The sequence below is a fragment of the Flavobacterium sp. genome, assembly GCF_965657075.1.
Classification (GTDB): Bacteria; Bacteroidota; Bacteroidia; order Flavobacteriales; family Flavobacteriaceae; genus Flavobacterium.
The window spans coordinates 34,641-50,578 of record NZ_CBFHMV010000011.1 but is presented as its reverse complement, the minus strand read 5'-3'; the positions used below and the strand labels follow the sequence as shown (position 1 = coordinate 50,578).

At 33.2% G+C, this 15,938-nt stretch carries 10 protein-coding genes; 9 read left to right on the top strand and 1 reads right to left on the bottom strand.

Going from position 1 to position 15,938, the window contains the following annotated elements:
- Positions 1 to 14: 14 nt before the first annotated feature.
- From rplK to ACTF56_RS08115, 9 genes are all read left to right on the top strand, one after another.
- Complete coding sequence (gene rplK, locus ACTF56_RS08155) at positions 15 to 452, top strand: 50S ribosomal protein L11 (RefSeq protein WP_438966430.1); 438 nt, start codon at positions 15 to 17, stop codon at positions 450 to 452.
- Between the two features lie 18 nt (positions 453 to 470).
- On the top strand, positions 471 to 1,160 hold the full coding sequence (gene rplA, locus ACTF56_RS08150) for a 50S ribosomal protein L1 (protein WP_438966403.1): 690 nt from the start codon (positions 471 to 473) through the stop codon (positions 1,158 to 1,160).
- Between the two features lie 22 nt (positions 1,161 to 1,182).
- Positions 1,183 to 1,683 carry a 50S ribosomal protein L10 gene (gene rplJ / locus ACTF56_RS08145; RefSeq protein ID WP_438966402.1) on the top strand — a complete coding sequence of 167 codons (501 nt, stop codon included), beginning with the start codon at positions 1,183 to 1,185 and terminating at the stop codon, positions 1,681 to 1,683.
- Between the two features lie 51 nt (positions 1,684 to 1,734).
- A complete protein-coding gene (gene rplL, locus ACTF56_RS08140) occupies positions 1,735 to 2,103 on the top strand; it encodes a 50S ribosomal protein L7/L12 (RefSeq protein ID WP_438966401.1) in 369 nt (122 codons plus the stop codon).
- 122 nt (positions 2,104 to 2,225) lie between these two features.
- Positions 2,226 to 6,038, top strand: a complete 3,813-nt coding sequence (gene rpoB / locus ACTF56_RS08135) for a DNA-directed RNA polymerase subunit beta (RefSeq protein ID WP_438966400.1) — start codon at positions 2,226 to 2,228, stop codon at positions 6,036 to 6,038.
- 91 nt (positions 6,039 to 6,129) lie between these two features.
- Complete coding sequence (rpoC, locus tag ACTF56_RS08130) at positions 6,130 to 10,440, top strand: DNA-directed RNA polymerase subunit beta' (protein WP_438966399.1); 4,311 nt, start codon at positions 6,130 to 6,132, stop codon at positions 10,438 to 10,440.
- 135 nt (positions 10,441 to 10,575) lie between these two features.
- Entirely contained in the window at positions 10,576 to 10,887 is a 312-nt protein-coding gene (locus tag ACTF56_RS08125; protein WP_338376191.1) for a DUF3467 domain-containing protein, read from the top strand.
- Positions 10,888 to 11,143: 256 nt separating this feature from the next.
- Entirely contained in the window at positions 11,144 to 14,272 is a 3,129-nt protein-coding gene (locus ACTF56_RS08120; RefSeq protein ID WP_438966398.1) for a beta strand repeat-containing protein, read from the top strand.
- An 80-nt stretch (positions 14,273 to 14,352) separates the two neighbouring features.
- A complete protein-coding gene (locus ACTF56_RS08115) occupies positions 14,353 to 15,633 on the top strand; it encodes a T9SS sorting signal type C domain-containing protein (protein WP_438966397.1) in 1,281 nt (426 codons plus the stop codon).
- A gap of 83 nt (positions 15,634 to 15,716) precedes the next feature.
- Here ACTF56_RS08115 and ACTF56_RS08110 read toward each other — a convergent pair whose 3' ends face one another.
- On the bottom strand, positions 15,717 to 15,908 hold the full coding sequence (locus tag ACTF56_RS08110) for a hypothetical protein (protein ID WP_438966396.1): 192 nt from the start codon (positions 15,906 to 15,908) through the stop codon (positions 15,717 to 15,719).
- Positions 15,909 to 15,938 lie beyond the last annotated feature (30 nt).

Below are 15,938 nucleotides of genomic sequence, written 5' to 3'. Positions count from 1 at the left end.
ATTTTTTAAGAAAAATGGCAAAAGAAATTAGTAAAGTAGTTAAACTACAAGTTAAGGGAGGTGCAGCGAATCCATCGCCACCGGTTGGACCTGCTTTGGGGGCTGCTGGGGTTAATATCATGGAGTTTTGTAAGCAATTTAATGCTAGAACTCAAGATAAACCCGGCAAAATATGTCCGGTACAAATTACCGTGTACAAAGATAAGTCTTTTGACTTTGTTATTAAAACGCCACCAGCTGCTGTTCAATTATTAGAAGCAGCTAAACTAAAGTCTGGTTCAGGTGAACCTAACCGTAAAAAAGTAGCAAGTGTTACTTGGGATCAAATTAAATCTATCGCTGAAGATAAAATGCAAGATTTAAATGCATTTACAATCGAGTCTGCAATGTCTATGATTGCAGGAACAGCTAGATCTATGGGTATAACAGTATCAGGAACAGCTCCTTTTTAATTAAAAAAGAATTAGACAATGGCAAAATTGACAAAAAAGCAAAAAGAAGCAGCTGCAAAAATTGAGAAGAATAAATTATACTCATTAAAAGATGCTTCTGCATTAATTAAAGAAATAGCTTCTGCAAAATTTGACGAGTCTGTAGACATCGCTGTAAAGTTAGGTGTTGACCCTCGTAAAGCAAATCAAATGGTTAGAGGTGTTGTTACTTTACCTCATGGTACTGGAAAAGATGTAAGAGTTTTAGCTCTTGTAACTCCAGATAAAGAAGCAGAAGCTAAAGCAGCTGGTGCTGACCACGTTGGTTTAGATGATTACCTTCAAAAAATAAAAGACGGTTGGACTGATATTGATGTTATCATCACTATGCCAGCTGTTATGGGTAAATTAGGTCCATTAGGTCGTATTTTAGGACCAAGAGGTTTAATGCCTAACCCTAAAACAGGTACAGTTACTATGGATGTAGCTAAAGCTGTTGAAGAAGTAAAAGCTGGTAAAATCGACTTCAAAGTTGATAAAACAGGTATAGTTCATGCTGGAATAGGTAAAGTGTCTTTTGATGCTAATAAAATCTATGACAATGCACATGAAATAATTCAAACATTAATCAAATTAAAACCAACTGCAGCGAAAGGTACTTATGTGAAGTCTATTCACATTTCTAGTACAATGAGTCCTGCTATAGCATTAGATCCTAAAGCTGTATAATTGGTAGTTAAAATTTTTTAAGATGACTAGAGAAGAAAAATCAATCGAAATTGAAAATTTAACTGCACAGTTGGCAGGTGTTAATGTTATTTATTTAGCTGACATTTCTGGACTTGATGCAGAAAATACTACAAATTTAAGAAGAGCTTGTTATAAAGCAGGTATTAAATTAGAGGTAGTTAAGAACACTTTACTTGCAAAAGCAATGGAGTCTTCTGATATTAATTTTGGAGAATTACCAACAGTTTTAAAAGGTAATACTTCAATTATGATTGCTGATGTTGCAAATGCTCCAGCAAAAATTATTAAAGAATTCCGTAAAAAAGGTAAAAAACCTCTTTTAAAAGGAGCTTACATTGCAGAAGATATTTATATCGGTGACGAAAACTTAGAAGGCCTAGCGTCTATCAAATCTAGAGAAGAAGTTATTGGAGAAATTATCGGATTGTTACAATCACCTGCACAAAGAGTTATTGCAGCTCTTCAAAACAGACCTGATTCTGAAACAGAAGTTGCAGAGTAATCAAATTAGCGCACAATAAACAATTATAAAAAATCATTAAAAGATAGAAAAATGGCAGATTTAAAAAATTTCGCAGAACAATTAGTTAACTTAACAGTTAAAGAAGTTAACGAATTAGCAACAATATTAAAAGATGAGTACGGAATCGAGCCTGCTGCTGCTGCAGTAGTTGTAGCTGCTGGTGGTGCTGGTGAAGCAGCTGAAGAAAAAACAGAATTTACTGTAGTTCTTAAAGAAGCTGGTGCTTCTAAATTAGCTGTTGTAAAAGCGGTTAAAGAATTAACAGGTTTAGGTCTTAAAGAAGCTAAAGATTTAGTTGATGGTGCTCCATCAAACATCAAAGAAGGTGTTGCTAAAGATGAAGCTGAAGGTCTTAAAAAATCTTTAGAAGAAGCTGGTGCTACTGTTGAACTAGTATAAGTTTAACATATTTTAAACATAGGTTTAGACCTTGAGATAGTCTCTCAAAGGTCTAAACCATTTTGCGTATAGTGACTATCCCTATACGATATTAATTTTTTTCTTAATAAATTTATCCATAGATGATTGCTAATCAGACTGAAAGATTAAATTTTGCTTCTACAAAAAACATACCTGACTATCCAGATTTTCTAGATATTCAAGTAAAGTCATTCCAAGATTTTTTTCAACTTGAAACTAAATCTGACGAAAGAGGCAACGAAGGATTGTATAACACCTTCATGGAAAATTTTCCAATTACAGACACAAGAAATAATTTTGTACTAGAATTCCTAGATTACTTTGTTGATCCTCCAAGATACTCTATTGAAGAATGTATTGATAGAGGGTTAACTTATAGTGTTCCTTTAAAAGCTAGACTTAAATTATATTGTACTGACCCTGAACATGAAGATTTTGAAACTATTGTTCAAGATGTATATTTAGGAACAATACCATATATGACACCAAGTGGTACTTTTGTTATCAATGGTGCAGAAAGAGTTGTAGTTTCTCAATTACACAGATCTCCTGGAGTATTCTTCGGACAATCTTTCCACGCAAATGGAACAAAATTATATTCAGCCAGAGTAATCCCTTTCAAAGGTTCTTGGATTGAATTTGCTACAGATATCAATAATGTAATGTATGCATATATTGATAGAAAGAAAAAGTTACCTGTAACAACTCTTTTTAGAGCTATCGGTTTTGAAAGAGATAAGGATATTTTAGAAATTTTTGACCTTGCTGAAGAAATTAAAGTTTCAAAAACAGGCTTAAAAAAATATATCGGTAGAAAATTAGCTGCTCGTGTATTAAATACATGGCATGAGGATTTCGTAGATGAAGATACTGGAGAAGTAGTTTCTATCGAACGTAATGAAATTATTTTAGATCGTGATACAATATTAGATAAGGATAATGTAGAGGAAATTATCACTGCTGATGTAAAAACAATTTTATTACATAAAGATGATAATAATCAAGCTGATTATGCAATTATTCATAATACGCTTCAAAAAGATCCAACCAATTCTGAAAAAGAAGCAGTTGAACATATATACAGACAATTACGTAATGCTGAACCGCCTGATGAGGAAACTGCACGTGGTATTATAGATAAATTATTCTTTTCTGACCAACGTTATAACTTAGGTGAAGTTGGTCGTTACAGAATGAACAAAAAGTTAGGCTTAGATATCGCAACTGATAAACAAGTTTTAACAAAAGAAGATATCATCACTATTGTTAAATATTTGATTGAATTAATCAACTCTAAAGCTGAGATTGATGATATTGATCACTTATCTAACCGTCGTGTTAGAACTGTTGGTGAACAATTATCTCAGCAGTTTGGAGTTGGTTTAGCTCGTATGGCTAGAACAATTAGAGAGCGAATGAATGTTAGAGATAATGAAGTGTTTACACCTATTGATTTGATCAATGCTAAAACTTTATCTTCTGTAATTAACTCTTTCTTTGGAACAAATCAGTTGTCTCAATTCATGGATCAAACCAATCCATTGGCTGAGATTACGCACAAACGTCGTTTATCTGCATTAGGACCTGGAGGTTTATCTAGAGAAAGAGCAGGATTCGAGGTTCGTGACGTTCACTATACCCATTACGGTCGTTTATGTCCTATTGAAACTCCTGAAGGTCCAAACATTGGTCTTATTTCATCATTAGGAGTTTACGCTAAAGTAAATGGAATGGGATTCATAGAAACTCCTTATCGTAAAGTGGATAATGGAGTAATCAATTTAACTGATGAACCAGTCTACTTAAGTGCAGAAGAGGAAGAAGGGAAAATGATTTCTCAAGCCAATATTGAAATTGATGCTAATGGTAAAATTCTTCCAGAAAGAGTTATTGCTCGTGAAGAAGGAGATTTTCCTGTTGTAGAGCCAACTGCTGTTCATTATACAGACGTTGCCCCAAATCAAATCGCTTCAATCTCTGCTTCATTAATTCCTTTCTTGGAACATGATGATGCCAACCGTGCATTGATGGGATCAAACATGATGCGTCAAGCGGTACCTTTATTAAGACCTGAAGCTCCAATTGTTGGAACAGGTTTAGAAAGACAAGTAGCTTCGGATTCACGTGTACTTATCAACGCTGAAGGGAATGGAGTTGTAGTTTATGTTGACGCAAACATGATTACAATTAAATACGATAGAACTGAAGATGAAAGACTAGTTAGTTTTGAATCGGATGAAAAAACATATAAATTAATTAAGTTCAGAAAAACAAATCAAAGTACTTCTATTAACCTTAAACCTATTGTAAGAAAAGGAGATAAAGTTAAAAAAGGTCAAGTTCTTTGTGAAGGTTATGCAACTCAAAATGGGGAATTAGCTTTAGGTAGAAACCTTAAAGTTGCCTTCATGCCATGGAAAGGGTATAACTTCGAGGATGCGATTGTGATTTCTGAAAAAGTGGTTCGAGATGATATATTCACATCGATTCATATTGATGATTACACTTTAGAAGTTAGAGATACAAAATTAGGTAATGAAGAATTAACTAATGATATTCCTAATGTAAGTGAAGAAACAACTAAGGATCTAGATGAAAATGGTATGATCAGAATTGGTGCCGAAGTAAAACCTGGCGATATTCTTATCGGAAAAATTACTCCAAAAGGAGAATCAGATCCAACACCTGAAGAAAAATTATTACGTGCTATCTTTGGTGATAAAGCAGGTGATGTTAAAGATGCTTCATTAAAAGCTTCACCATCATTACACGGTGTAGTTTTAGATAAAAAATTATTTGCCAAAGCTGTTAAGGACAAAAGAAAACGTACGAAAGATAAAGAAGATATTGATAAGTTAGAAACAGAATTTGATGTTAAATCAAATGAGTTGAAAGACAAGCTTATTGAAAAATTATTTACAATTGTAAACGGAAAAACATCTCAAGGTGTAATGAACGATTTAGGGGAAGAAGTATTACCAAAAGGTAAAAAATTCACTCAAAAAATGTTGGTTGCTGTTGATGATTTTGCTCACTTAACAAAAGGTCAATGGACTACAGATGACCACACAAATACTTTAGTAAACGATTTAATTCATAATTATAAAATTAAATTAAACGATTTACAAGGTTGGTTGAGAAGAGAGAAATTTACAATTACTGTTGGAGATGAATTACCAGCTGGAATTTTAAAATTAGCTAAAGTTTATATTGCTAAAAAACGTAAACTAAAAGTTGGGGATAAAATGGCAGGTCGTCACGGTAACAAAGGTATTGTTGCTCGTATCGTTCGTCATGAAGATATGCCTTTCCTGGAGGATGGAACACCAGTGGATATTGTATTAAATCCTCTTGGAGTACCTTCTCGTATGAATATTGGTCAAATTTATGAAACAGTTCTTGGATGGGCTGGTCAAAAATTAAATAGAAAATTTGCAACACCAATTTTTGATGGAGCAACTCTAGATCAAATCAATGAGCTTACAGATGAAGCAGGAATTCCACAATTCGGTCATACGTATTTGTATGATGGAGGAACTGGAGAACGTTTCCACCAAGCAGCAACAGTTGGAGTTATCTATATGTTGAAACTTGGACATATGGTTGATGATAAAATGCACGCTCGTTCAATCGGACCATACTCTCTTATTACGCAACAACCACTTGGAGGTAAAGCTCAATTTGGAGGGCAACGTTTTGGAGAAATGGAGGTTTGGGCTCTTGAAGCATATGGTGCTTCGAGTACATTACGTGAAATTTTGACAGTTAAATCTGATGATGTTATCGGTAGAGCTAAAACTTACGAAGCTATCGTAAAAGGTGAAGTGATGCCAGAGCCAGGATTGCCAGAATCATTCAATGTATTAATGCATGAATTGAAAGGTCTTGGTTTAGATATCAGATTAGAAGAATAAATAAAAAGTTATCCGTATTCAGTAAGCTTTAATTAGTTTACTGAATACGATATACTAAAAATACAATTTCAAATAAATCAATAGTATGACTATGATGAACAATAGAAATAGAGATAATAAAAATGCTCCAGCTAAGAGATTTAATAAAATCACGATAGGTTTAGCTTCTCCAGAATCCATTTTGGCAGAATCTAGAGGTGAAGTTTTAAAACCAGAAACTATCAACTATCGTACTCATAAACCTGAAAGAGACGGGTTATTCTGTGAAAGAATATTTGGACCTGTTAAGGATTATGAATGTGCTTGTGGAAAATATAAAAGAATTCGTTACAAAGGTATCGTATGTGACCGTTGTGGTGTTGAAGTAACTGAAAAGAAAGTACGTAGAGATAGAGTAGGACACATCAATCTTGTTGTGCCAATCGCTCACATTTGGTATTTCCGTTCGTTACCAAATAAAATTGGATATATTTTAGGTTTGCCTTCTAAGAAATTAGATATGATTATTTACTACGAAAGATATGTAGTAATTCAAACAGGTATTGCCAAAAATGTTGATGGTGAAGAATTAAAAAGATTAGACTTTTTAACAGAAGAAGAGTATTTAAATATTTTAGATACACTTCCAATGGAAAACCAATACTTAGATGATAATGATCCTAACAAATTTATCGCCAAAATGGGTGCTGAATGTATCATGGATTTATTAGCAAGAACTGATTTAGAAACATTGTCTTACCAATTAAGACATGCAGCTAACAATGAAACATCTAAACAACGTAAAACAGAAGCTTTAAAACGTCTTCAAGTTGTAGAATCTTTTAGAGAATCTAACAACAACAGAGAAAATCTTCCTCAATGGATGATTCTTAAAGCTATTCCTGTTATTCCACCAGAATTAAGACCTCTTGTGCCTCTTGATGGTGGTCGTTTCGCAACTTCAGATTTAAATGATTTGTACAGAAGAGTAATCATCCGTAACAATCGTTTAAAAAGACTTATGGAAATTAAAGCTCCAGAAGTGATCTTAAGAAACGAAAAACGTATGTTACAAGAATCAGTAGATTCATTATTTGATAACACGCGTAAAGCTTCAGCAGTTAAAACTGAATCAAACAGACCTTTAAAATCATTATCGGATTCCTTAAAAGGTAAGCAAGGTCGTTTCCGTCAAAACTTACTAGGTAAACGTGTGGATTATTCTGCTCGTTCGGTAATTGTTGTTGGACCAGAATTAAAATTATTTGAATGTGGATTGCCAAAAGATATGGCTGCCGAATTATACAAACCTTTCGTTATCCGTAAATTGATTGAAAGAGGTATCGTAAAAACGGTAAAATCTGCTAAGAAAATTATAGATAAAAAAGAACCAGTTGTTTGGGATATTTTAGAAAATGTAATTAAAGGACATCCAGTTATGCTTAACCGTGCTCCTACATTACACAGATTGGGTATTCAAGCATTCCAACCAAAATTAATTGAAGGAAAAGCAATTCAATTACACCCATTAGTGTGTACGGCCTTCAATGCCGATTTTGATGGAGATCAAATGGCGGTTCACTTACCATTAGGACCTGAAGCTATTTTAGAATGTCAATTATTAATGTTGGCTTCGCATAATATCTTGAATCCTGCAAATGGCGCTCCAATTACTGTTCCTTCTCAGGACATGGTACTTGGTTTATATTATATGACTAAAGAACGTATTTCTACACCTGAACATAAAATTATAGGTCAAGATTTAACATTCTATTCAGCAGAAGAAGTAAATATTGCTTTAAATGAAGAAAAATTAGAATTAAATGCTAGAATTAAAATTAGAGCAAAAGATTTTAATGAAAATGGTGAATTAGTTTATAAAATAATCCAAACTACTGCTGGTAGAGTATTATTTAATGAAGTAGTTCCTGAAGCAGCAGGTTATATTAATGAGGTTTTAACTAAAAAATCTTTAAGAGATATTATTGGTGATATTTTAAATGCTACTGATGTTCCAACAACAGCTGCATTCTTAGATAACATTAAAAATATGGGGTATAAATTTGCATTTAGAGGAGGTTTATCATTCTCTTTAGGTGATATTATTATTCCAGAAAAGAAAGGTGCTTTGATTGCTGATGCTCGTGAAGAAGTGGAGGGAATTACGGCAAGTTACAACATGGGTCTTATCACAAATAACGAAAGATACAACCAAGTAATTGATGTTTGGACTAATAAAAATGCATTGTTAACTGAATTAGCAATGAAAAATATTAGAGAAGATCAACAAGGTTTTAACTCGGTATTCATGATGCTTGACTCTGGTGCAAGGGGTTCTAAAGAACAAATTCGTCAGTTAACAGGTATGCGTGGTTTGATGGCAAAACCAAAAAAATCAACTGCTGGTGGTGGTGAAATTATTGAAAATCCAATTCTTTCTAACTTTAAAGAAGGTTTATCTATTTTAGAATATTTCATTTCTACTCACGGTGCTCGTAAAGGATTAGCGGATACAGCTCTTAAAACAGCCGATGCGGGTTACTTAACAAGAAGATTACATGATGTTTCTCAAGATGTTATTGTTAATTCAGTTGATTGTGGAACTTTAAGAGGAATTGAAGTTGCTCCATTAAAGAAAAATGAAGAAATTGTTGAATCATTAGGGGAAAGAATTTTAGGTCGTGTAGCTTTACAAGATGTAATTAATCCTTTAACTCTTGAAGTAATTGTTGAAGCAGGACAAGAAATTACAGCTAATTTAGTTAAAATTATAGATGAATCTCCAATTGAAAAAGTGGAAGTTCGTTCACCATTAACTTGTGAAGCTAAAAAAGGAATCTGTGCAAAATGTTACGGAAGAAATTTAGCTACAGGTAAAATGACTCAAAAAGGTGAAGCCGTTGGTGTTATTGCAGCACAATCAATTGGAGAACCTGGAACACAGTTAACACTTCGTACATTCCACGTTGGTGGAGTTGCTGGAGGTTTGTCTGAAGAGTCTAGCATTATAAGTAAATTTGCAGGTCGTTTAGAAATTGATGACTTAAAAACAGTTAAAGGTGAAGATGCTGAAGGAAATGCAGTTGATATTGTAGTTTCTCGTTCATCAGAATTAAAATTAATTGAACCTAAAACTGGTATAGTATTAAATACACACAATATTCCTTACGGTTCTACTATTTTTGTAAAAGATACTCAAGTAGTTGAAAAAGGAACAACAATATGTAAATGGGATCCATATAATGGTGTAATCATCTCTGAGTTTACTGGTAAAGTAGCTTATGAAGATATTGAACAAGGACACTCATTCATGGTTGAAATTGATGAACAAACTGGTTTCCAAGAAAAAGTAATTACCGATTCTAGAAGCAAAAAATTAATTCCTACTTTATTAATTTATGGTAAAGATGGTGAGTTAATTCGTTCATACAACTTACCAGTAGGAGCTCACCTTATGGTAGACGACGGTGAAAAAATTAAAGCAGGAAAAATTCTTGTAAAAATTCCTCGTCGTTCTTCAAAATCAAGTGATATTACAGGAGGTTTACCAAGAATTACTGAGTTGTTAGAAGCTCGTAATCCTTCTAATCCAGCTGTAGTCTCTGAAATTGATGGGGTAGTAACTTTTGGAAAAATTAAAAGAGGTAACAGAGAAATCGCTATCGAATCTAAATTTGGTGAAGTAAAGAAATATTTAGTTAAACTTTCTAATCAAATCTTAGTTCAAGAAAATGACTTTGTTAAAGCTGGAACTTCTTTATCTGACGGAGCAATTACTCCAGACGATATTTTAAGAATTCAAGGTCCTTCAGCGGTTCAACAATACTTAGTTAACGAAATTCAAGAAGTATATAGATTACAAGGTGTAAAAATTAATGACAAACACTTTGAAGTTGTTATTCGTCAAATGATGCGTAAAGTAAGAATTCAAGATCCAGGAGATACTTTATTCTTAGAAGATCAATTAGTTCATACAAGTGATTTTATCTATGAAAATGATAAATTATACGGAATGAAATTTGTAGAAGATGCAGGGGATTCTGAAAACTTAAAAGCAGGTCAAATTATTTCGGCTAGACAGTTAAGAGACGAGAATTCATTGTTAAAACGTAACGATAAAAATTTAGTGGATGCTAGAGATATTGTTACTGCAACAGCAACTCCTGTATTACAAGGTATAACTAGAGCTTCATTACAAACAAAATCATTCATCTCAGCAGCTTCTTTCCAAGAAACTACAAAAGTGTTAAACGAGGCAGCAGTAGCTGGTAAAATTGATACTTTAGAAGGTCTTAAAGAAAATGTAATTGTTGGACACAGAATTCCAGCAGGTACAGGTATGAGAGATTATGATAATGTTATTGTAGGTTCTAATGAAGAATACAATGAATTAGTATCTTCTAAAGAAAATTATAATTATTAATAAGTAACTATTCTTTTAAATACAAGCCATGAGAACAAATCCAAATACGATTTACTCATGGCTTTTTTTATTATAAATAAACAACCAATCAACAACAACCGACATCCACAAACTATAAACAAATAACAATAAATTATGAACGATAACAATCCACAACAAAACCAAATCAATATAGAATTAGATGAAAAAATCGCAGAAGGAATTTATTCTAACTTGGCAATAATCAATCATTCGAATACAGAATTTGTAGTAGATTTCGTAACAATGATGCCTGGAGTTCCAAAAGCAAAGGTGAAATCAAGAATTGTTTTAACACCACAACATGCCAAAAGATTATTAAAAGCATTAGGTGAAAATATCCACAGATTTGAAGCTGTTCACGGAGAAATAAAAGAAGGTGATGCACCACAAATACCTCTAAATTTTGGCCCAACAGGACAAGCATAATATTGAAAAATATTTTATAAAAGACTCCTCAAGAAATTGACGAGTCTTTTTTTTGTTAAGTATATTTTAAATTAAATCTACCTTAGTGTTATGAAATCATTTTTGATGTTATTTTACTGGGATTGTAACGTTTAGCATGTAAATTTAGTTGTTTAACATTTTGTTTTCTCATTTTAAATTGTAATATTGCATCCTCAAAAGTTAATTCATTTTCAGTGAATTATAGCTTTTTGTTGAAAACATAAAATATTTTTATATGAAATTACAATACTCTAAAACTTTTTTTAAGTTTATTTTTGTTTATGCTTTGCTAATTGGACACTTTTCATTTTCTCAAGTTGTCATTGCTAGGCAAGATTTTGAATCAACTCCTTCAGCTCCAGTTATGGCTTTTACTACTAGTGATATAGGGTCACCAGGTAGTTCTACTAATTTTTCTACTGGAAATTCTGGTTCAAATGCGTCACCTCAGAATGCTAATTTGTTTTCTGAGGGTTCAAGAGGATATAGGATTCAAGGTCCAAATAGTGGTAGTGCTACAGCAGGAAGAATATTTACCTTTTCAAATGTTAATACAATAAACTATACTAATATTTCAGCAAGTTTTAGAGTTGCCGGAATGTCAATTGGCTCTACTGGAAATGGTATAGATAATACAACAGATCAAGTTTTAATTGAAATTAGTCCTGATGGAGGAACTAACTGGTATCAACAAGCTGAAGTAGTTTCCGAAGCGGGTAATTTAAGATGGTATTTTGGAGCTACTGGTTCTGGTTCTAGGAATTACCTTGCCAATAACTCTCTTAGTACTTTTACTACAACTAGTAATGTTCTTTCAGGATCAAGTAGTTTAGCGATAACTACTGTTACAATTAATAATCTTCCAACTGTCTCAAATCTAAGAATTAGAATTTCAGCTCAAGTAAACTCTGTAAATGAATCATGGATTATTGATGATGTTAGAATAGTAGGAACAGCTGTTCCTTTATCTCCATTAGTTACAACTAATGCTACTACTTCAATTGGAGTTGATTCGGCTATATTAAGCGGAACAATAAATGCAAATGATTTAACTGTTGATGCTACATTTGAATACGGTACAACTACTTCTTATGGTAGTTCAGTTTCAGCTTCACCTTCAACAGTGACTGGTTCAACAGTAACAAGTATTTCTGCATCAATTAGTTCTTTGGATTTAAATACACAATATCATTATAGAGCAGTGGGTACGGTTAGTGGTACACCAACCAATGGTTCAGAAATGACATTTTATACCTTAGCTGCTACACCAGGTGTTTTAACGTTGAGTAACCCTCTACAAACTACTCTTGATGTTACTTTAAATGCTACTACAGAAAATAGTAATCCAGCAATTACAGAATATGCTATTCAAGAAACAGGAGGTCAATATGTTCAGGCAAATGGTACATTAGGTGCATCAGAGGTTTGGCAAACGGCTGCTACTTGGGCAACCACTACGATTACGGGTTTGTCAACTTCTGCTCTTTATACTTTTCAAGCAAAAGCTAGAAATGGTGCAAATGTTGAAACTGTTTTTGGAACATCAGCTAGTGAAACTACTTTGGCAGCACAATTAGTTGATTATGCAGTTGTTCAATTTCCAAACACAACACAATCTATTCTTGAAGGTGCAAATCTAACTGTTTATGCAAGAGCATATGAACCAGGTTTAACTACATTAAGCGGAGAACAATCTAATTTATTTGCTTGGATTGGTTATAGTTCAACAGATGTTGATCCATCAAATCCTGTTTTTACATGGATTCCTGCTACTTTTAATGCTGAATTTGGAAATGATGATGAATATCAAGCAACTTTAACTGGGTTACCAATTGGTACATATTATTACGCAGTTCGTTTTCAAATAGGAACTGGTCCTTATGTGTATGGTGGTTCTAATGGAAATTGGAATAATGATAATGTAACTTTAAATGTAAATGCAGATGTTGTTGATTTTGCCAATGTTCAATTTCCAACAACTGCAACTATTACAGAAGGAAATGCAGTAACAGTTTATGCGCAAGTATATGAACCAGGAGTTACTGAAGCAGCTGGTCAAGGTGCTGGAATTACTGCAGAAATAGGATATTCAAGCACAGACTCAACTCCAGATGCAACTTGGACTTGGACATCTGCTACATTTAATGTTCAATCAAACAATAATGATGAGTATCAAGCTACAATTGGATCTAATTTAGCTCCAGGAACATATTATTATGCTTCACGTTTTCTAAAATCAGGAAGTTCTACTTATGTTTATGGAGGAACAACTGGTATTTGGAGTTCTGGAAATAGTGGTGTTCTAACGGTTAATGCTTTAGGAAATCCTAACGCAACTGCCGCTTCTGATATTACTCCTTCTTCATTTACAGCAAATTGGGACGCTGTTACTGATGCTAATAGTTATGAACTAGATGTGTATGAGTTATCAAATACCGTATCAACTAACTTATTAATTTCTGAATATGGTGAAGGTAGCAGTGGAAGCAAAAAATATATTGAAATTTTTAATGGTACAGGAACAACAATCGATTTAGTAAATTATGAAATTTGGTTAATTAGTAATGGTGGTAGTTGGCCAGAGAGTACTATTTCCTTGTCAGGTACATTAGGCAATAATTCAACTTATGTTATAGCAAATAATTCATCAGATGTAATAGGTGCAGATTTGTATACAGGCTTATTAAGTTTTAATGGAGATGATGCGGTAGGTCTTGCTTGGAATGGAGGTAGTGGAGTTGTTTATAATTTAATTGATTCTGTTGGAGAAGATGGCTCTGGTCCTGGTTCAGGTTGGAGTGTTGCAGGGATAAGTAATGCTACAGTTGATAAAATATTGATTAGAAAACCTTCCGTTTTTTCACCAACAACAGATTGGTCTGTTTCTTCAGGTTTAAATTCTACTGATTCTCAATGGATAGTTTCTTCTTTTACATATAGTGGTACTGGTGATACGACTAATTTAGGCTCTCATACTTTTTCTGGAGGGATTTCTGCAAATTATGTTATTAATAATTTAAATATTGGTAATGTTACTTCATACAATGTATCAGGCTTAACACAAGGCACAACATATTATTATAGAGTTAGAGCTGTTGGTCAAACAACTTCAGATAATAGCAATGTAATTGATGTAACTACTGGTTATAGTTCGGTTACTTGGGATGGAACATCATGGACAAATACAGTTGGTCCAGATTCTACCATGGATGCAATCATTGAAGGAGTTTATTCAACTTTAACAAATGGAGCTTTTAATGCTAAAACGGTTACTCTTAATTTAGGTTCTTTTACTGTAAATGAAGGGACAACAGTTACAGTTGAAAATGCAGTGGTAAATAATTTACTGGTGCAGATTTTGTAATCGAAAATGATGCCAGCTTAATTCAGATTAATGATCTAGCTAATACAGGAAACATTACTGTTAAAAGAAACAGTCAAAACATGGTTCTGTTAGATTATACAGGTTGGTCTGCTCCAGTTTCAGGTCAAAATGTTTTAGGATTTTCTCCAGCAACTGTTGTTAGTCGTTTTTATGAGTATAATCCAACAACCAACGCTTATGTTTCTTTGTCAAGTCCATCAACAACCGATTTTACTTTTGCAAAAGGGCTTTTAGTAAGAGCACCAAACACTTGGTCAACTTCTGTGGCGGCTCCGTATTTAGGACAATTTACAGGAGTTCCAAATAATGGAACCAATACATATTCTGGTTTAGCAGGTTTTAACTTAGTCGGAAATCCATATCCATCACCAATCGATTTAGACCTATTTGAAACCGATAATGGTACTTCTGTGGAAGCAGATTATTACTTTTGGACCAATTCAAATCCTGCAGTAAGTGGAAGTTATTCGGGAACAAATAATTATGCTAGTTACAACAGTGCTTCTCAAACAGGAGCATCAGCACAAAATGGAAGTACAACTCCAGATGGAATTGTGGCCGTAGGTCAAGGGTTCTTTGTGAATTTATCAGCAGATGCTACTTTAACATTCAATAACGGACAAAGAGTTACTTCAGGAGGTGCTTTTATGAGAAGTGCTTCAACTACTGAAAAACACAGATTATGGTTTGGATTAACAAGTCCAGGATTTAATCACAATCAAATCGCAGTTGCATATGTAACAGGTATGAGTAATGATTACGATGCAGGAGATACTAAAATGTTTGCCAACAATAAAAGTTCTATTTATACTCCAGTTGGAACAAATAAATTAGTTATTCAAGGAAGAGCTTTGCCTTTTACAGCTTCAGATGAAGTTGCTTTAGGATTCTTTGCAGAAACAGCGGGTCAATATACCATCAATTTGGCTAATAAAGACGGCTTGTTTGCAGGTACGCAAGAAGTTTATTTAAGAGATAACCTTTTGAATGTGATTCACGATATTAAAAATTCTGAATATACATTTACATCCGAAGCTGGAGATTTTGCTTCAAGATTTACGGTAGTTTATTCAACAACTGCTTTATCCAATGAAAATCCAATTTTTACTAAAGATAATGTAATTGTGTCTGCTTCAGAAAATGGAATAACTATAAATGCTGGAACTACTTTAATAAAACAAGTGAATGTTTTTGATGTAAGAGGAAGATTACTAACAACTCAAACAAATATCAATGCAACTTCTGTGAATATTTCAAATTTAAAAGCGGATCAGCAAGTCTTAATTGTTCAAGTAATAGCAACCGATGGTGCTGTTTTGAGTAAGAAAGTTGTCAAATAATTCATTCTACAAATTATTCTCTTCTAACAAAAAAACCGAATATGATTTCATATTCCGTTTTTTTATACTGATAAATAAAGGTGTTAATTAGTAACTTTATTTAATTTGTTCTTTACAGCAAAAGCGGCAAAAATTAATCCAACAACAGCTAAAATTAAAATATTATTATTAATGGAAGCTTCTGGATCTGCTGGTGGGTCTTCTGGGTTAGCAAATGATGAAATGCTTATTAAAAACAAGTAAAATGGTAATAATTTTTTACAATTAGGTTTCATAATATCTTTTGTTTATTGTTGCTAATTTAA

Coding starts and splice junctions, on each gene's coding strand:
- rplK (WP_438966430.1), top strand. CDS start 15: ATGGCAAAAGAAATTAGTAAAGTAGTTAAACTACAAGTTAAGGGAGGT.
- rplA (WP_438966403.1), top strand. CDS start 471: ATGGCAAAATTGACAAAAAAGCAAAAAGAAGCAGCTGCAAAAATTGAG.
- rplJ (WP_438966402.1), top strand. CDS start 1,183: ATGACTAGAGAAGAAAAATCAATCGAAATTGAAAATTTAACTGCACAG.
- rplL (WP_438966401.1), top strand. CDS start 1,735: ATGGCAGATTTAAAAAATTTCGCAGAACAATTAGTTAACTTAACAGTT.
- rpoB (WP_438966400.1), top strand. CDS start 2,226: ATGATTGCTAATCAGACTGAAAGATTAAATTTTGCTTCTACAAAAAAC.
- rpoC (WP_438966399.1), top strand. CDS start 6,130: ATGATGAACAATAGAAATAGAGATAATAAAAATGCTCCAGCTAAGAGA.
- ACTF56_RS08125 (WP_338376191.1), top strand. CDS start 10,576: ATGAACGATAACAATCCACAACAAAACCAAATCAATATAGAATTAGAT.
- ACTF56_RS08120 (WP_438966398.1), top strand. CDS start 11,144: ATGAAATTACAATACTCTAAAACTTTTTTTAAGTTTATTTTTGTTTAT.
- ACTF56_RS08115 (WP_438966397.1), top strand. CDS start 14,353: ATGGTTCTGTTAGATTATACAGGTTGGTCTGCTCCAGTTTCAGGTCAA.
- ACTF56_RS08110 (WP_438966396.1), bottom strand. CDS start 15,908: ATGAAACCTAATTGTAAAAAATTATTACCATTTTACTTGTTTTTAATA.